The organism is Geminocystis sp. NIES-3709 (genome assembly GCF_001548115.1).
Classification (GTDB): Bacteria; Cyanobacteriota; Cyanobacteriia; order Cyanobacteriales; family Cyanobacteriaceae; genus Geminocystis.
The window spans coordinates 142390-160373 of sequence record NZ_AP014821.1; the positions used below are offsets into that span (position 1 = coordinate 142390).

Genomic DNA, 17984 nt, shown 5'->3' on the forward strand with positions numbered 1-17984 from the left:
TAAGACGCATTTAACTTACATTGATTAATTCACCCTTATTCTTAAATTTTTTACTCCAATTAATTACTAAACCTCCTTCATTTAATAGATCTCTTGCAAAATTATAATGAACATAAAAAGATGATAGGATAAGACAAAATATTAGCAATCGCCTTTAATTTAATTAAAGAAAATAAGTGCCTTTATACAGTTAATCATAATTCTTGCTTATATAATTCTCAACCTAGGAAAGTAAATACCCATTGGCGATAAAATACACAAATTAATTTACTGGATTCTTTAATATAGTTCTTAAATAATAGCTATGTCTTTTTTCACTATTTCATAGTTATAAATTCCCGCAATTAAGTTGAATCTTAACCCAAATCTTTTTCTTTTATTTCTATATTTTTCTGATAGTATTCTAAATATTTTAAGTTTTCTATTTACATGTTCAATTACGATTCTTTGTCGATTTAACTCTCTATTTTTTCTTTTTTCTTCTTGGGTTAACTTTCTTTTTTTTGTTTTCTTTTTTGGTATTTCGCTTAATTTATGAATTTTTTCTATACCTTGATAACCTTTGTCTACTAAACACTTTATTTTTTCACTTAATGGTAATCTACTGTTTTTAAAAATTTTAAAATCATGTTCTCTTCCTCGTCCATTTACATAACAAATTATTTCCAAGGTATCTTTATTAACTACTAATTGTGCTTTAAATGTATGTTCCTTCTTTTTGCCACTATAGTAAATTTTTTGTCTTTTTTTTGGTCTTTCGATTGCTATTTCAGTAACATCTATTAATACTGCCTTAATTTCATTCTCTTTTTTTATCAATTCTTTTTTACCACCTAGGGAAAAATAACCTGATTTGAGCAAGATTTTTTCAATTTTATGAACTGTTCTACAAACCGTTGATTCTGAGATATTCCAGTACTCTGATATGTGAAAATAAGTTCGATATTCTCTCAAATATTCCAAGGTTACTAAAATCTGCTCGGACACTGTTAATTTGCTTTTCCTTCCTCTTTTGTGATTGTTTTGTTCTTTTTTGACTATTTCTACTAAAAGATTATAGGTTTCTTTTTTTACTCCAAATCTCCTTTTAAACTTTTCTGGCTTTAATTTTTTTATTCTCTCAAGTTTCATAATTAAATCTTATACTTAAGGTATCCTCCATCGCCCAAAATTATAGATTATTCTGGTTAATCCTATCTCGTATTTAATTTTGCAAGAGGTCTAATTAACTCAACTACTTTATCTGAAGGGCTAAGATTTTCTGGTTCATCCTCCGCATATAAACTGATAACTTCTTTCAGGTTTTCTAAAACTTCTTCAATAGTTTCACCTTGTGTATAACATCCCTGAAAAATTGGCACTTCTGCCCAATATCCACCTTCTTCGGCTTTATGAATTATGGCTTTAACTTTCATCTTAATTTTATTTCAATAATTTTTTCTCAAAACTTAAGTTAATTATAATAAGCACGGAACTTTTTGATGAGATCGTGTTTTGGAGTTCGATCGATTATGGGGAGGTGAGATCGAGGTTTAGGGAGGGGTGATCGTCTTTTGAAGATTGCTTCTTGTTGTCATGGCGATCGATCGTGAAACCATCTGAGGAGATTGGTGATAGTGCCTCGCTTCAGATGATTCGTTGTCACAGCCTTTCACCGAAAATTTTATATTAAACTGAGGTTAGGTTGAACTTAAAAAAACTTAGAAATTGAAATCAACTTTCTGTGAGATCATTAAGATAATCTGAAATTTAGCTATAAAAAATAAATTTAATCAAAATGACTACAGATAATAAACCCACAGTAATTATTACCGGTGCATCATCGGGGGTAGGATTACAAGGTGCTAGGGCGTTAGCCGAAAAAGGTTGGTTTGTGATCATGGCTTGTCGAAACCTTGAAAAAACTCACAAAGCGGCTAAAGAAGTTGGTATTGCGACCCAAAACTATCAAGCAATTCATCTTGACTTAGCATCTTTTAGCAGTGTCAGAAAATTTGTCCAAGACTTTCGAGCATCAGCCAGAAAATTAGATGCCTTAGTTTGTAATGCGGCGGTTTATTACCCCTTACTAAAAGAGCCAATGCGTAACGAAGACGGTTATGAAATCAGCGTTGCTACTAATCATTTAGGGCATTTCTTACTCTGTAATTTGATGTTAGAAGATTTACAAAAGTCTGGAAATCCCGAACCAAGATTAGTTATTTTAGGTACTGTCACCGCTAATCCCAAAGAATTAGGCGGTAAAATTCCTATTCCGGCACCTCCCGACTTAGGAGATTTAGAAGGCTTCAAACAAGGCTTTAAACCACCTATTAGTATGATTGATGGTAAAAAATTCAAATCAGGAAAAGCATACAAAGATAGTAAACTCTGCAATATGTTAACCATGAGAGAATTACACCGTCGTTATCACCAATCTACTCGCATTGTTTTTTCTGCTTTATATCCCGGATGTGTCGCCACGACTGCACTTTTCCGCAATCATTTTTCTTTATTTCAAAAAATCTTCCCTTTATTCCAAAAAAATATTACTGGAGGTTATGTTTCAGAAGAATTAGCTGGAGATAGACTGGGAATGGTTGTAGCTGATCCAGAATTTAACGTATCTGGTGTTTACTGGAGTTGGGGAAATCGTCAAAAAGAAGGACGTAAGTCTTTTGTACAGGAGGTTTCTGACGAAGCTAGTGATCAAAATAAAGCACAATTAATGTGGGATTTAAGCAAACAATTAGTTGGACTAAATTAAGAAATTAGCTATTTCAACAATGGACAATGAACAATGTACAATGTACAATTAACAGTTGCCTCTGGCTAAAAGGGGTGACTTTAAACCTTGAATGAATCAATTAATTATCAATTGGTAATATCTAATTTTCAACTTCTATCTTTTGCCTTCACTAAAACATTTTTTCAGCAATTTTTGTTCACGATATGATTTTAAAGGTATTTAAAGTTTTATCACTAATACCTGTTATGATTCCTCCTGAATTATTAATATCTTCTAAGTAATTTAAAGCCTCTTTTGTGATAATTTCTCCTGCCATAATTAAAGGAATACCGGGAGGGTAAGGACAAATATTTTCTCCACTAATTCGATCTATTGCTAATTCTTTTAAAACTACTTTTTTCTCTGCCCAATAAGCCTGTCTAGGAGTTATTTCTGAGATTATTAAGGGTAATTTATTGTTATTAATTTTTGGATTTAGTTTTTTATTATTATGATATTTCTTGAGAGCTTTTAAACTTTCTATTAATCTTTCAATATCTGGTAATGTATTACCGATCGAGATGATAAAAGTGAGATTATTTAAAGATGGTAATTCGCAAGTGACACCAAATTCTTCGTGTAAAATTTCATCAACTTCATAACCTGTTAATCCTAATTTACTAACATTAATTGTTAGTCTAGTAATATCTAAATCAGCAAAAAAATCTGTAGGTTTAACTAATTCTAATAAAGATAAATATTCTAATTTATTAATTTCTTTTCTAGCAATATTTGCTAAATTTATTGTGTGAGTTAATAAATCCTCTCCATCTAGTGCCATTTGTTGTCTAGCACCATCAAGGGAAGCTAAAAGTAAATAACTAGGACTAGAAGATTGTACTAATTGTAAAGCTAGACTAAGACGATTTCGATCGACTAAATTGCCTTGAAGATGAATCATCGAAGCCTGAGTCATTGCCCCTAAAACTTTATGAGTCGATTGTATTGCTATATCTGCTCCTGATTGCAAACTCGATCGTGGTAATTGGGAATGAAAAGAAAAATGAGCCCCATGAGCCTCATCTACTAACAAAGGAATGTTAAAATTATGAGTAATATGGGCTATTTCTGTCAAATTGGCACAAATACCATGATAAGTAGGAGATACTACCATCACCGCCTTGATATTGTTGTTATTTTCTAAAACATCGGTAATTTGAGATGGTGAAATGGTATAAAAAAAGTCAAAATCAGAGTTATATTCAGGATTGATAAAGATAGGGGTTGCACCAGACAAAATTAACCCAAAAATGGCTGATTGATGAATATTTCGAGGTAAAATTATCTTATCTCCCTCTCCACAAGTAGCTAAAATGGAAGCAATAATACCAGAAGTTGAACCATTAACTAAAAACCACGTTTCCAATGCGCCAAAGGCAGAAGCGGCTAAATTTTGAGCTTCCTTAATAACTCCTTCAGGGGCAAATAAATTATCTAACTCAGGTAACTCTGGCAAATCGGCACGAAAAACCATATCCCCCATTAATTCTGTTAAAAATTTATTAATACCTTGACCTTTTTTATGTCCGGGAGTATAAAAAGGAGCATCTTTTTTTTTGGCTAATGCTTTTAATATAGTTAATAATGGAATTTTTTTTTGAGGATTTTTCATAGGTTATTATTACTCACAATAAGACACTTTAAATCAGTGAACCAAATTATATTCCTCTATATGATTTGTCAGAAAATTAATCGTTGCCTTAAAGTGCAGAAGGTGGACGAGTGTATTCTTGAACACCAACAGAATCAAGATATAATTTAATTGCTTCTTTAGTGTTACCATGATATGCTATTGTACCACGATCGAGCCAAATAGTTCGATCGCACAAATCTTGTACATATTCCAAACTGTGAGAAACAAATAAAATCGTACTGCTGTTTTCCCATAAATTTTCAATACGGCGACGAGATTTTTGAGTAAAACGGGCATCTCCCACAGATAAAACCTCATCAAGAATAAGAATATCGGGTTTCACATCCGTAGCCACCGCAAAACCTAACCTTGCTTTCATTCCCGAAGATAGTGCTTTAACGGGTATTTCGCCATATTCTTCTAACTCAGCAAATTCAAGAATTTCTTGGGTACGGGTTATCATTTCTTCTTTGGAATAACCCAATAAAACTCCATACAAAATAATATTATCTTTAACAGACATTTCTACATTAAAACCGGCTCCTAATTCAATTAAAGGAGCAATATTTCCTCTCACTCTGACGATGCCATTAGTTGGTTCTAAAATACCGCAAATTACCTTTAATAAAGTTGATTTTCCTGCACCATTTGAGCCAATAATTCCGATTTTTTCTCCTGACTCTATAGCAAAATTAAGATCTTTTAAAATCTGTTTTTTTGCCGGTTTTCGATATTTTCCCTGTAAAAGAGAAAGAACTGTTCTTTTTAAATCATAAGAAAATTCTTCTTGAGTTCTACGCCATAAAGATACATTATCTAGTCTAATAGCTTCGTGAGTCATTCTGATTTTAAATAATAATAATTAAGCTAATATAATTAAAAAATTAACAACAATTTAAAGCAAATCCATAAAAGATGATTGTACTTTTCTAAAAAATAACCATCCTAAAGTTAAAATAATTATCCCACTTAAAAAACCTCTAAGCAAGTAAATTAATTCTGGCAATGTACCATCTAAACTTATTTGTCTCAAACTTTCAATAATTGGTACTAAAGGGTTAAGATATAAAACTGGTTGCACTCTAGCCGGTACAATTTCGGCAGGATAAAATACAGGACTGGTAATCCAGACAATAAAAGTAGCTATCTCATAGAAGTAGCCTAAATCTCTAAAAAATACAAATAATGCACTAACAAAGAAACCTACTCCTGTACAAACTAAAACTAAAGCAATAAAGGGAAATAATAAAAATATAATATTGAGAGGATTATGGGTTTTTATAAGAGTTACTATAGCTAATAAAGGAAAAGAACCGACTATGAATTGAAAAATATTAGCGCCTATCATAGCAAGAGGAAAAACTGGAACAGGTAATTTAATTTTGTTTAACAAATCTCCATTAATTACCACACTACTTAATGCTTGAGTAGTAGAAGAATTATAAAAATTAATTACTAATAAACCAGTAAATGCCGCAAACATATAATTAACGATCGAATCGCCGAAGTAAGAAGCAAATGTTGCACCAAAAATAGTAGTATATAAACCAGTCATAATTAAAGGATTTAATAAAGACCAATATACCCCTAAAAAAGAACCTCGATAACGAGCATTTAAGCTCTGTGGTATTAAAACAGAAAGAAGTTCCCAATAACGTTTAATACTGTTTCCAGAAGGTAGTTTATCTATAAAATTTAAGGTTTTTTTTCTGGTTAAAATCATGAGTAATTAGTAAGAATAATTATTATATAGAAATCCTCAAAAGGTGATGGTAAGCTATAGCCGTCTTAAATTATTGGTAACAAATGGAGTAAGATTTTAAAATTTTGAGATTCTTATTCACACTATCTTTTGTCTCCTAAAGTAAGATGTTTTCTTTTGATGCTTCATTTTCTTTTAGTCGATAACTTGTCTAAGTTACTATAAAATCGATCGTTTTTAAAATAAAGTTCAGTAACGATTTTTGAAAAATAGAACAATCTCTCTTTTAGTTTAGACGTTTATTTTATCAATTTAGATGTTCAAAATGAGAATCGATCGGGTAAACTTAACCAAAGATTAAGCTATGATTCCATAGAAATATAAATAAAAGTTAATGTAACGAAGAATGACCAATCATAAAACAGCGTTAATTACTGGTATAACTGGACAAGATGGTTCTTATTTAAGTGAACTATTATTGAGTAAAGGTTATAAAGTTCATGGTATTATCCGACGGACTTCTACCTTTAACACCGATCGAATAGATCATATATACGAAGATCCTCATCAAGAAGATGCTAAATTTTTTCTTCATTATGGAGACTTGACAGACGGTACAACTCTACGTCGTATTTTAGAAGAAGTACAGCCAGATGAAGTTTATAACTTAGGTGCTCAGTCTCACGTTAGAGTTAGTTTTGATGCTCCAGAATTTACCGTTGATAGCGTAGCAATGGGTACATTACGACTATTAGAAGCAGTGAGAGATTATCAACAAAGAACCTCTGCTAATATACGCTATTATCAAGCAGGATCTTCGGAAATGTTTGGGAAAGTAATGGAAATTCCCCAAAAAGAAACAACTCCTTTCTATCCCCGCAGTCCTTATGCCTGTGGTAAAGTATATGCTCATTGGCAAACTATTAACCATCGTGAATCATACGATATGTTTGCTTGTAACGGTATCCTATTTAACCATGAAAGCCCCCGTCGTGGTGAAACTTTTGTCACCAGAAAAATTACCAGAGCGATCGCTCGTATTGTAGCTGGACAACAGGAAAAACTATACTTAGGTAATATCGACTCAAAAAGAGACTGGGGTTATGCAAAAGATTATGTAGTAGCTATGTGGCTAATGTTACAGCAAGAACAACCTGACGATTATGTGGTAGCCACAGGGGAGACACATTCCGTCAAAGAATTTTTAGATTTAGCTTTTTCTCACGTCAACTTAAATTGGGAAGATTATGTTGCTTTTGATCAGCGCTATTTGCGTCCTGCGGAGGTAGATTTATTAATAGGTGATCCCAGTAAAGCTAAAGAGAAATTAGGTTGGCAACCCTCTGTTACTTTCCCTGAGTTAGTAAACTTAATGGTAGATGCTGATTTAGAGGCCTTAGGCATTACCAATGGCGATAAAGTAAAAGATATAGCCTATATCCGTCAAAATATGTTGCACAACGTCAATTAAGAAGAGGAGAAGAGGGAAGTCGCTTTAGCCGACTTTTGCTCTTAGCCATGAAATAAATTTCATGGTGGACTATGTATGATCAATATTCTCAATTCTCAACTATCAATTACTGATTACTGATTATTATGTTAGATTTAAGTACAAAAAAAATACTTGTTACAGGTGGTTCAGGTTTTTTAGGTAAGCAAGTTGTATCGGAATTACTTAAAGCAGGAGCAAATCCCGATAAAATCACTATACCTCGATCGAAAGACTGTGATTTGACTATCTGGGAAAATTGTCAAAAAGCCGTAGTTAATCAAGATGTAATTATACATTTAGCCGCTCATGTTGGCGGTATCGGTTTAAATAGGGAAAAACCTGCTGAGTTATTTTATGATAACCTTATGATGGGTACTCAATTAATTCATGCGGCCTATCAAGCAGGAGTAGAAAAATTCACCTGCGTTGGTACTATTTGCGCCTATCCCAAATTTACCCCTGTACCTTTCAAAGAAGAAGATATATGGAATGGGTATCCAGAAGAAACTAACGCCCCTTACGGTATTGCCAAAAAAGCCTTATTAGTACAATTACAATCTTATCGTCTTCAATATGGTTTTAACGGTATCTACCTTTTGCCAGTAAACTTGTATGGCCCCGAAGATAATTTTGATCCTCGTAGCTCTCATGTAATTCCTGCTCTAATTCGTAAAGTTCATGAAGCACAACAAAGAGGAGATAAAGTTATTCCTGTATGGGGAGATGGAAGTCCTACTCGTGAGTTTTTATACTCGAATGATGCGGCGAGGGGTATTGTTATGGGTACACAACTTTATGATAGTTCTGAGCCAGTGAACTTGGGAACAAATTTTGAAATTACAATCAAAGATTTAACAGAATTAATCTGCGAATTAATGGGATTTGAAGGTGAATTAGCATGGGAAACCGATAAACCTAATGGGCAACCTCGTCGTTGTTTAGATACTTCTAAAGCGAAAGAAGCCTTCGGTTTTACTGCTAATATGGATTTAAAAGAGGGTTTAAAAAATACCATCGAATGGTATCGACAAAATAGTTAATTAAGTAAGAAGTAATAAGTAGTAAGTCATGAAGATTGTTGGTAATTTTTATTAATTTTAAATTATACAATTGAAATAAATCAATTCCTGATAATTCTAAATCAATTATTATCACTTTTGCCTATTTCTTTTTCCCTTTCTTTACCGATAATTTTATGGTTTACCCTTAAGAATCTATACACTCAGGTAATCTTAAGATAAGCAAGTTAAATGAGTCTAAGTTTATAATCGATACATAAACCATTAATTTATAACTTACATTTTGTCTTTTAAAACGATACTACTAATAGGAAAAATCTATGAAATTATCCAGTAAAAATTTCGATACCCGTCTTGATATAGTTTATGATGCGATCGTAGTAGGTGGAGGTATGGGAGGTTTATCGGCGGCGATTTATCTAGCCCGTTATGGTTTAAAATGTCTAGTTATTGAAAAGGGTAAAGGTCGATCTCTATGGATGCAAGATCTTCGTAATTATTTAGGTATTGATCCTCATGCACCGGGACGAGATATATTAAATCATGGCACAAAACAAGCCATTGATTGGGGAGCTGATCATTTACGAGGTTATGTAGAAGATGTTACCGATGACGGTGATACTTTTGCGGTGAAAGTCAAGATTGGCAAAAAAGATAGTGTTTATCCTGTTTTTCGTAGTAGGTATTTAATCGCCGCTTCAGGTATTATTGATGTCTTACCAGAATTAGAGGATATGCAAAATGTCTATGATTATGCCGGTTATACTCTCCATGTGTGTATGATTTGCGATGGTTTTGATATGTGGGATCAAAAATCAGTATTAATTGTCGGTAAAGAGTCTCAAATTAATGCTGCCTTCGTTTTAAATTGGTTTACTCCTTATATCACTGTTTTAACTCATGGTTTATGTACTGTAGGTGATGAAATGAAGCAAAAATTGGCAGATCATGGTTATCCTTTATATGAAAGCACGATCGAGCGTTTTGTAGGAGAAGATCATAAAATGCAAGGAGTACAATTAACGGATGGTACTTTTATTGAAGCGACTACAGGCTTAATTAACATGGGCTCGATTTATCATAATCACTATTTGAAAGGTATCAAGGGTTTAGAGTGGGATGGTGAAAATCTTATTACTAATGATATGACACAAACTACTCACGATCGAATTTTTGCACTTGGTGATTTAAAAAGAGGAATCAATCAAGTATCGATCGCTGTAGCTGATGGTACTTTAGCCGCCACTCAAATTTGGCGTAATATACGCCGTCAATCACCTCCTAGAAAATGGGAAGAAAATATTAATAATTAATAATTAACAATTAACAATTAACAATTAATAATTAATAATGATCAATTTTTCCAACTAGGTTATATAAGTCTTCCTCAGTAACATTGATATTGCTTAAAATATTCTCACTAAAATAAGACAATCTTTCTTGATCTAAATAAAGAAAATCTTGAGGATTAAAATAGACAAAATTATTATGATTTAATTTTTCGACATATTTCCAAAAACGTTTCAGGATAAAGTAACAGAAGATTATAGGTAATTGTTTTTCTATTTTTTCAACTTCTGATGAATTATTAATTATGGTGTTAATTTCTAAAAAATATCCTTGACGATCTATAAAAATTAAACTACATTTAGGTTCATTTTGATCGAAAGAAATAAAAATATCTTGCCAACAATCCCACTCAATAAATTGATATTTATTACGGTTTAAGTCATAGGAAATATCATCATTTTCTAAAATTAAACCTTGTCTAGTAAAAATTAAAAAAGTCTTAATAGTTTCAGTTTCTACTTTTTTATTTCCTAATTTTTGCCCTAATAATACTTCAAAATTAGAGCCAAAAAATAAGAGATCTTCATCTTCTTCCATAGACTCACTAATTATACTTGCAACAGATATATTCTGATGATCTTTTGTCGTCACAAATGCAGAAATAGCGGAATTTTTTTCGTAATTTTCATGAATCTTAAATAAAGGGATCAATTGTTCTATTTCTAATACCAACAAAAACTTAATTATCAAACTAGGACATTCGGATTGATGAGGAAAAATAGAAGTAAAAAGATTATGGTATTGAGACTTAATCATTGTCATAACTGGTTTCCTTTAATAGTTTCTATCGGTTTATCCAGTTGGTTACTTGGATTTATGCAATCCATCGAAAAAAATATTTCGATCGAGAATTCTCTATCTATAATTAATGTGATATTCCCTCAAATTCCAAATCATGTTACTACAACCACATCAAAGGACAAAATTAGACGACAGTGAAGATACTTTATTTTATTCCTTTCCCCGTTTTGTCAATCATGTAGATGATCACTTTATTCGACAGTTAACCGAGTTATATCGACAACAGCTACAGCCAAATACGAAAATATTAGATTTAATGAGTAGTTGGGTATCTCATTTACCACCAGAAATAGAATATAGTCATATAGAAGGTCATGGGATGAATGAGGAAGAATTAAAGAGAAATCCCCGTCTAAATCATTACTTTATCCAAAATTTGAATAAAAATCCTCAATTTCCTCTAGAAGATCAAGATTTTGATGGAGTTTTATGTGCCGTATCCGTACAATATTTACAATATCCTGAAGCTGTATTTAGTGAAATTGCTAGAATTTTGAAACCCAATGGAGTCGCTATTTTTAGTTTTTCTAATCGAATGTTTTATCAAAAAGCTATTTCTGTATGGCGAGATGCTACCGATCGACAAAGACTACATTTAGTGAGATCTTATTTTCAATCTATTGCTGATTTTAATGAGGTGCAAATAGTGGCTACTCAACCAGAATTACCAGCTATTTTACAAATGTTAGGAATAGGTGGAAAAGATCCTTTTTATGCTGTTTTTGCCAGAAAAAAATAATAAAACCCGTAAAATAACCAAGATAATTTTTTTTCCCTGACATTTTTCGTTACAATTAAATTAAGACAACTATAGGCATATTTACGGGGTAAAAAATACTTATGAATAGTGGCAAAACATCAGAATCCACTACTCTTTCAGAAAGAGAATTAGAAATATTAGAATTAGTAGCAACAGGTTTAACTAATAATGATATTGCAGAAAAATTAGAAATTAGTAAAAGAACAGTTGATAATCATATTAGTAATATTTTAACAAAGACAAAAACCGATAATCGTGTGGAATTAGTTCGTTGGGCGTTACAATGGGGTAAAATTTGTCTTGACGAAGTTAATTGTTGTATCTTGCCGAATGTTGTCGATAAATAATCTTAAATAAATAGACTTTTTCAACATCTTTTATTTGATAAATTGATTGTTATTAATTATTTCCCAAACTTCTTCTAATAACGAAGAAGAATCGGGATTAAACCATTTAATTTTTTTATTAGCATTAAACCAAGTACGTTGTCTTTTAGCAAATTGTCGAGTATGGATCACAATTAATTCTTCTGCTTGATTTAAGTTAATTTCTCCCGTCAAATATTGCTTAATTTCTGCATATCCCAAAGTATTTAATAAGGGTAAATCTAGTCCATATTTTCTGATTAAATTTTCTGTTTCCCTTACTAAACCTTGTTCTATCATTATTTTTGTCCGTTGTTTAATTCTTTCCTCAATAGCATCTCGATCGCAGTGTAAACCGATGAGTAAAACAGGATATGAAGGTGGATTTTCTCCTTGTTGTTCGGAAATAGGCTTTCCCGTGACATAATAAACTTCTAATGCCCTAATAGTTCTGATTTCATCATTAAAATGGATTTTTTCACAGGATTTGCTATCTATTTGTTGTAAAAAACTATATCTTTCTGGCTGACTGTAACTTTCTAACTGCGATCGTAATAACGAACAGGGTGCAACTCTAGGAATTTTTAAACCTTTAGTAATAGAATTGATATATAATCCTGTGCCTCCTACTAACAAAGGAATGGAGGATGTCGAATTAATGATAGTCTGTGCTTTTTCCTGATAATCTGCTAAGGTTAAAGTCTCTGTAGGGTGACAAATATCAATCAAATAATGATGCACTAAATTTTGTTCTTCAATAGTAGGTTTTGCCGTGCCAATATCAAACTCTTGATAGACTTGACGAGAATCTGCACTAATAATAAAAGTATTTAATCTCTGAGCTAATTTTAGTCCCAAAGAAGACTTACCACTAGCGGTTGCTCCACAAATAACGATTAAACCCTTTTTCATAACATATTCAACCTTTAACCACACCATTGATCTTACTTATAATGTGATCAAACAGAGACAACTTTTAAATATTCCATTGACTGAAAGGAAGAATCTCCACTAAATTTTACATTTTTAATTCTGCATTCCGACGATCGTCTTGATCGAACTGTTACAAAAATTAACAAAAATGCAAAGTATTGCAACAAAATAGTAGTTTTTTTGCCCTGAGCTTTTAAAATAAATTTCTCAAATACATTTATTTAAGGAAAAAGTTTAATGTTATTTCTCAATACTTTATTTGCTACTGTTCCTACCACTCTCGAATGGAGTCCCACCGTTGGTTTAACCATGATCATCTGTAACATTATTGCGATCGCTTTTGCTAAGTTTACTGTAAAATATCCTAGTGCTGATCCTCAATTACCTAGTGGTGAGTTTTTTGGTGGATTTGGATTGCCCGGATTATTAGCTACCACCAGTTTTGGACATTTATTGGGTGCAGGAGTTATTCTCGGATTATCTAACTTAGGCGCTTTATAAGCTGAGAATTAAAAATTAACAATTAACAATTATTACCTAAGCTCAGACTTATCTAACTAGAATGTTGAGGGTAGGCAATAGGCAACAAATAACAGTTTCATCAATTTTTACTAATATTAAACTATGCAAGTTAAATGGGTTTTAGCTTATTAATTTTTCACTAATCTTTTTTCTAAAGATTCTACACGTTTGAGAGCGATCGAATTTTTAGGATCTAATTCTAAAGTTTGTTTATAAGATTCTAAGGCTTGAGGAACTAATAATTTTTTCTCATAAACATTTCCCAAATTATTTAATGCGATCGTATATTCAGGATAAAGTTTAATTGCTTCCTTATAATTCTTGATTGCAATATCATATTGTTCTTGAGAAAAATAGGCAAAACCCAAAGCATTATACATTAAAGCCTTATTTTCTGGCTCGATTTTATTGTCTGCTTTTAGACCTCTTTGTAACAATTGTACCGCTTGAACAAATAGTTTTTTATCTAAATAAATACCAGCTAATTCATAATATTCTTGTGCAGTTCCTTTTTGATTTGTGAGCTTATTTTGTAATTTTGAAAAACGAGATTCTACCTTTCTAGTCTTAATTATTTGTCTTAATAAAACGATCGCTACAATACCTAATAGACCTAGTAAAATAGATATATAAACTACTGGAAGATTATCGTACATAAATATAAAACTTTTTCATAATTATTTTGATTATTATCTTATTTTATCATACTAAGGATCTTTCATTTTTTAGATCGATCGTTTTAATTTAATTGCTCTAATTATCCTTATTTTAATGGTTTAGTTAAATCCTCTTTAGTTTTAATTTTTATGGTTAAAGTACTCATTCTTTTTTCCTTTTAGTGACAGTTCAATAAAAAAAGAGCAATTCTTAAATTTATTATCATAATAGAGTGATGGAAAATTTTTTTAAATCGATCGTTGAATAATACCCTTTTAGGAAATAATTATTAATATCAGATAAATTAATTTTTAGCAGTTTTAATGAGAAAAACAAGTATAAAAATAGCAGTAATTGGAGATGTCCACGAAAATTGGAATGATTATGATTCTGAAGCATTAGAATTTTTAGCCGTAGATTTAGCTTTATTTGTGGGAGATTTTGGTAATGAATCCATAAAAGTTGTCGAAAATATTGCTAATTTAACTATTCCTAAAGCTATTATTTTAGGTAATCATGACGCATGGTTTACCGCTACAGAATGGGGGAGAAAAAAATGTCCCTACGATCAAACTTTGGAAGATAGGGTACAAAAACAGTTAGACTTATTAGGCATAACTCATGTCGGTTATAGCAGTCTCGATTTTCCTCCTCTGGAATTATCCGTCGTCGGCAGTCGCCCTTTCACTTGGGGAGGTTCAAAATGGAAGTATTCTGACTTTTATCAGCACCGCTATGGAGTGAATAGTTTTGAGGAATCAACAGCAAAAATCGTCGATGGGGTGAGAAAAACCTCTTTTGATCATATCATCTTCATCGGTCATAATGGCCCTTTCGGTTTAGGAAGTAATCCTGAAGATACCTGCGGTAGAGACTGGAATCCTCTCGGTGGCGATTATGGTGATCCTGATTTTCAAAGTGCGATCGAAATTAGTCGTAATTTAGGAAAAAAAGTTTCTTTAGTCACTTTTGGACATATGCACCACGCTTTAAGACATACTAAAGAAAGATTAAGAACGATCGTTAATCGTGATAAGCATGATACAATATATCTGAATGCGGCATCGACTCCTCGTATTCAAGAAATAAACGGCAAAAAAGTTCACAAATTCTCTTTAGTTACCCTAAATCAAGAAAAAATTATGAAAATTAGCCTTATTTCCATCGATGAAACCATGAAAATTGTAGAAAATCAAATTATTCTAGAATCTCCAGACTTCTGATTTCAAACTCCTAATTATTAATTGTCAAAAATTCCCTCTATACAAGTACCTTCTTTAAAAGTATGTTTTAAAGCATTAGGGTCGATCGTAGCACAAAGAAGATTCCCCCGACATAAATTCGCACCTTCTAAAATTGCACCAGTGAAATTAGCTTCTTCCATATCAGCTTGAGATAAATCTGCACCGCTTAAATTAGAATTACTTAAGTCTGCTTTCTGTAAACAAGCTCCCACTAAATTAACACCTCGTAAATCAGTACCTCGTAAATCAGCATCAGATAAATCTAAATTAGTCAGAATTGCACCCCCTAAGAAAGCACCAGCAAAGCTAATATTTTCTACTTGTGCCGATAATAAGATAGCACCTCGTAAATCTGCACCTCGTAAATCTGCACCTGTTAAATCTGCACCTGTCAAATCTGCACCCCTTAAATTACAACGTAAAATAGCTCCCTGTAACTTTGCACCAGTAAAATTAGTACCCATTAATTGACTACCTGAAAAATCAGCTTTTTGTAAATTAGCACCTGAAAGATTGCATCCACTTAAATTGATGCCTTGTAAATCTTGAATCTCACCGTTGCGAATTTGAGACAAATCACAGGTTATTAAGTTCGTCATAGTAAGGATAAATATTGACTGATATAATTTTTGAATATGATTGATAATTATAAGTTAACTGTTCAAAAGTTAAGAGTTTTTTCCCTTGAAAATTTACATTTTTTGATGATTACCAAGTTTTTCAGAATAATCTAGTCTAGTGTCAATTAAAATTCAAAAGAGTGACTTTTCCATTCAAACTTTTATCCTCTTTTTACTTTATTCCCGATTTTCTTTAAGATAGTGTTTCAGAAATTCTTGTAAGTTACTTCTTTTTTTTATGCCTAATGTTATTTCCCAGCAACCTTGTACATTTTCAGGGTTTTGCCACAAGTCAAGATGGGATATGGAAGGATTAGCATAAAAACTATTTGTTTCACCGCCCAAATAACTTAGATGTGTAAAATAATCGTGACTGATACGATAACAAGGAAAATTAGCTATTAATGGTACTCCCCAACTATCAAAAGCGAATAAAGCCTTAACTTTTCCTCCATTTTTTTCCCATAAATTTCCAGCAATAATCGCACCAATTACTCCTGCACTAAATCCCATAAAAATAAGATCACAATCTATTAGTTTGTGCTGATTTTCTTTGAGACATTTATAGATACTAAAGCCATTATAAGGAAGAGTTCGATCGACAGAATAAATTTTTTCGGAAGAATCGAGATTAAAAATAATAGTATTTTCTTTACTAATATCTTTTGTTATAGTTGTTAAATAAGTAAAAAAATTGGTTGTTAAAGAAGAATCATGAAAACCTCCACAGATTATGTACAAACAAGATAATAAAGACATTCTTAAATAAATATTTATAGGTAAAAACAACGTATTATGTTAATTTTGTAAAATCAGTTTTGATAAATTTTAAGTCAATTCTTATTACTATTTCCTATCTCCTGTCTTCATCAATAATTAGATTCTTCTTGATAATATAAGATAGATAAATCATCATTAAACCATATATATAAATCTAAATTAACGGGAATAACAACTTTTCCTTTTGAGCCTTCCTCTGTATTAAAATAAGATTTTTTGATTCCCGATAAAATATAACTACATTGACCATTATCTATCAATCTTTTTTTGAAAATTTCTGCTTCTTCAGGAGACAAAACTTTACTTATTTTTCCATCCACTGAACGATAACCACCGCCACCATAATCATCAATTTTTATATCTATATCTCTAATAGATGACGAAACATTTGCAGAACTTAAGTTACAATCAAAACTAAAAATTCCTGATGAAGCATCATATTTAATATTCTTAATTGGTCTCTTATAATAATAAATATTAGATGTTAAACTTTTCAAACACTCTAAGTATTTTTCTTTATTATTCATGAAACTTTCACATTTTTTTTCATCTTTTAAACCATTATTATAAATACTATTACCATTTTGATATGGAAAACTATTTAATTCTAATCCAGTAATTTTATACTTTAATTCTGTACTTTTTCTGGAGATAATAAAGTTATATAAAGCATAAGAACCAAGAATTACTGTACAACAGCTTAGAAATATTAATCTTGGTTTATTAATCTTTTTATCTGTACCAAAAAGTTTTTTGAAGTTTAGTTTTTTATTTTTTTTAGTTTGTTCTTGAAGTGCAATATTATATTTTTCTATTTCTTCTTCGGAATATTTAGTTTTTTGAGTTTTTTCCAAGCCTTCATATATTAACTTAAATCTTCTAAATGTTAAATGTATATCTTCTGAGGGCATTGCAACAGTAAAAAATTCTTCATCCTGTAAAACAATTTTTACTTTTTGTTGTTCGATCGTTATTTCTTTAATAACATTTCTAATATCTAATAATGGTATATAATAGGAATCCTTGATTTTCTTTTTCATAAAAATCCCTTCATAACCTTCTTTTATACATAAAAAATAGATATTTTTGGTATCAAACTGAACCACATCTTGAATTTTTTCTGTACAAGACTCCAATATAATTTCCTTTATTTCTTCATCAGTAAAAAAATCAGTTTCAATCATAAATTGTAAGGTAATAAACTAATAAAAGATATAATATATTTACTTTTAAATAAAAAGAAATAAAAAAGTTTTATTTCCCTAAGTTTAATTAATAACTGAGAAAATAGAAGAATGTAATTTGTTAATAAATACTAGATATTTATTAGATTCCGAAA

At 31.2% G+C, this 17984-nt stretch carries 20 protein-coding genes; 8 read left to right on the top strand and 12 right to left on the bottom strand.

Features of this window, described 5'->3' with window-relative positions; translation table 11 throughout:
- Nucleotides 1–291: 291 nt before the first annotated feature.
- The 3 genes from GM3709_RS00525 to GM3709_RS21600 form a co-directional block, all read right to left on the bottom strand.
- Nucleotides 292–1131, bottom strand: coding sequence for an IS5 family transposase (locus GM3709_RS00525; RefSeq protein WP_082712913.1), 840 nt, complete (start codon nucleotides 1129–1131; stop codon nucleotides 292–294).
- Nucleotides 1132–1193: 62 nt separating this feature from the next.
- The gene (locus tag GM3709_RS00530) at nucleotides 1194–1415 is read right to left on the bottom strand and encodes a type II toxin-antitoxin system HicB family antitoxin (protein ID WP_066115242.1); all 222 of its coding nucleotides are present in this window, start codon (nucleotides 1413–1415) and stop codon (nucleotides 1194–1196) included.
- A 117-nt stretch (nucleotides 1416–1532) separates the two neighbouring features.
- Nucleotides 1533–1655 carry a hypothetical protein gene (locus tag GM3709_RS21600; RefSeq protein ID WP_255359675.1) on the bottom strand — a complete coding sequence of 41 codons (123 nt, stop codon included), beginning with the start codon at nucleotides 1653–1655 and terminating at the stop codon, nucleotides 1533–1535.
- Between the two features lie 122 nt (nucleotides 1656–1777).
- On the opposite strand from GM3709_RS21600, the gene GM3709_RS00535 reads away from it, so the two are divergent.
- Nucleotides 1778–2746 (top strand): protochlorophyllide reductase, encoded by a 969-nt coding sequence (locus tag GM3709_RS00535; protein WP_066115245.1) that lies wholly within the window; start codon nucleotides 1778–1780, stop codon nucleotides 2744–2746.
- A 178-nt stretch (nucleotides 2747–2924) separates the two neighbouring features.
- Here the strand turns inward: GM3709_RS00535 and GM3709_RS00540 are convergent, their stop codons facing one another.
- The 3 genes from GM3709_RS00540 to GM3709_RS00550 form a co-directional block, all read right to left on the bottom strand.
- The gene (locus GM3709_RS00540) at nucleotides 2925–4379 is read right to left on the bottom strand and encodes an aminotransferase class I/II-fold pyridoxal phosphate-dependent enzyme (RefSeq protein WP_066115248.1); all 1455 of its coding nucleotides are present in this window, start codon (nucleotides 4377–4379) and stop codon (nucleotides 2925–2927) included.
- A gap of 88 nt (nucleotides 4380–4467) precedes the next feature.
- The gene (locus GM3709_RS00545) at nucleotides 4468–5241 is read right to left on the bottom strand and encodes an ABC transporter ATP-binding protein (RefSeq protein ID WP_066115252.1); all 774 of its coding nucleotides are present in this window, start codon (nucleotides 5239–5241) and stop codon (nucleotides 4468–4470) included.
- 54 nt (nucleotides 5242–5295) lie between these two features.
- Entirely contained in the window at nucleotides 5296–6123 is an 828-nt protein-coding gene (locus GM3709_RS00550; protein WP_066115254.1) for an ABC transporter permease, read from the bottom strand.
- A 385-nt stretch (nucleotides 6124–6508) separates the two neighbouring features.
- Here GM3709_RS00550 and gmd point away from each other — a divergent pair, with 385 nt between their 5' ends.
- The 3 genes from gmd (at nucleotide 6509) to GM3709_RS00565 (ending at nucleotide 9926) form a co-directional block, all read left to right on the top strand.
- Complete coding sequence (gene gmd, locus GM3709_RS00555; protein WP_066115257.1) at nucleotides 6509–7573, top strand: GDP-mannose 4,6-dehydratase; 1065 nt, start codon at nucleotides 6509–6511, stop codon at nucleotides 7571–7573.
- Nucleotides 7574–7698: 125 nt separating this feature from the next.
- Nucleotides 7699–8634: a GDP-L-fucose synthase gene (locus tag GM3709_RS00560; RefSeq protein ID WP_066115260.1), complete on the top strand. Its 936-nt coding sequence runs from the start codon at nucleotides 7699–7701 to the stop codon at nucleotides 8632–8634.
- Nucleotides 8635–8933: 299 nt separating this feature from the next.
- Nucleotides 8934–9926 (top strand): NAD(P)/FAD-dependent oxidoreductase, encoded by a 993-nt coding sequence (locus GM3709_RS00565; RefSeq protein WP_066115263.1) that lies wholly within the window; start codon nucleotides 8934–8936, stop codon nucleotides 9924–9926.
- Between the two features lie 31 nt (nucleotides 9927–9957).
- On the opposite strand, the gene GM3709_RS00570 is transcribed toward GM3709_RS00565, so the two are convergent.
- The gene (locus GM3709_RS00570) at nucleotides 9958–10719 is read right to left on the bottom strand and encodes a hypothetical protein (RefSeq protein ID WP_066115266.1); all 762 of its coding nucleotides are present in this window, start codon (nucleotides 10717–10719) and stop codon (nucleotides 9958–9960) included.
- A gap of 139 nt (nucleotides 10720–10858) precedes the next feature.
- Between GM3709_RS00570 and GM3709_RS00575 the strand changes: the two genes are divergently transcribed.
- Nucleotides 10859–11503: a class I SAM-dependent methyltransferase gene (locus tag GM3709_RS00575; RefSeq protein ID WP_066115268.1), complete on the top strand. Its 645-nt coding sequence runs from the start codon at nucleotides 10859–10861 to the stop codon at nucleotides 11501–11503.
- A 101-nt stretch (nucleotides 11504–11604) separates the two neighbouring features.
- On the top strand, nucleotides 11605–11871 hold the full coding sequence (locus GM3709_RS00580; protein ID WP_066115271.1) for a response regulator transcription factor: 267 nt from the start codon (nucleotides 11605–11607) through the stop codon (nucleotides 11869–11871).
- A 30-nt stretch (nucleotides 11872–11901) separates the two neighbouring features.
- Here GM3709_RS00580 and miaA read toward each other — a convergent pair whose 3' ends face one another.
- Nucleotides 11902–12801: a tRNA (adenosine(37)-N6)-dimethylallyltransferase MiaA gene (gene miaA, locus GM3709_RS00585; protein ID WP_066115275.1), complete on the bottom strand. Its 900-nt coding sequence runs from the start codon at nucleotides 12799–12801 to the stop codon at nucleotides 11902–11904.
- A 258-nt stretch (nucleotides 12802–13059) separates the two neighbouring features.
- Here miaA and psaK point away from each other — a divergent pair, with 258 nt between their 5' ends.
- Nucleotides 13060–13323: a photosystem I reaction center subunit PsaK gene (gene psaK / locus GM3709_RS00590; RefSeq protein ID WP_066115279.1), complete on the top strand. Its 264-nt coding sequence runs from the start codon at nucleotides 13060–13062 to the stop codon at nucleotides 13321–13323.
- A gap of 149 nt (nucleotides 13324–13472) precedes the next feature.
- Here the strand turns inward: psaK and GM3709_RS00595 are convergent, their stop codons facing one another.
- Entirely contained in the window at nucleotides 13473–14000 is a 528-nt protein-coding gene (locus tag GM3709_RS00595; RefSeq protein WP_066115281.1) for a tetratricopeptide repeat protein, read from the bottom strand.
- 324 nt (nucleotides 14001–14324) lie between these two features.
- Between GM3709_RS00595 and GM3709_RS00600 the strand changes: the two genes are divergently transcribed.
- Nucleotides 14325–15224: a TIGR04168 family protein gene (locus tag GM3709_RS00600; protein WP_066115283.1), complete on the top strand. Its 900-nt coding sequence runs from the start codon at nucleotides 14325–14327 to the stop codon at nucleotides 15222–15224.
- A gap of 17 nt (nucleotides 15225–15241) precedes the next feature.
- Here GM3709_RS00600 and GM3709_RS00605 read toward each other — a convergent pair whose 3' ends face one another.
- The 3 genes from GM3709_RS00605 to GM3709_RS00615 all read right to left on the bottom strand — a co-directional run bounded on the left by GM3709_RS00605 (nucleotide 15242) and on the right by GM3709_RS00615 (nucleotide 17829).
- Nucleotides 15242–15844 (bottom strand): pentapeptide repeat-containing protein, encoded by a 603-nt coding sequence (locus tag GM3709_RS00605; RefSeq protein ID WP_066115287.1) that lies wholly within the window; start codon nucleotides 15842–15844, stop codon nucleotides 15242–15244.
- 198 nt (nucleotides 15845–16042) lie between these two features.
- Nucleotides 16043–16624 (bottom strand): hypothetical protein, encoded by a 582-nt coding sequence (locus GM3709_RS00610; RefSeq protein ID WP_066115290.1) that lies wholly within the window; start codon nucleotides 16622–16624, stop codon nucleotides 16043–16045.
- 110 nt (nucleotides 16625–16734) lie between these two features.
- Nucleotides 16735–17829 (bottom strand): hypothetical protein, encoded by a 1095-nt coding sequence (locus tag GM3709_RS00615; RefSeq protein WP_066115292.1) that lies wholly within the window; start codon nucleotides 17827–17829, stop codon nucleotides 16735–16737.
- Between the last annotated feature and the right edge of the window lie 155 nt (nucleotides 17830–17984).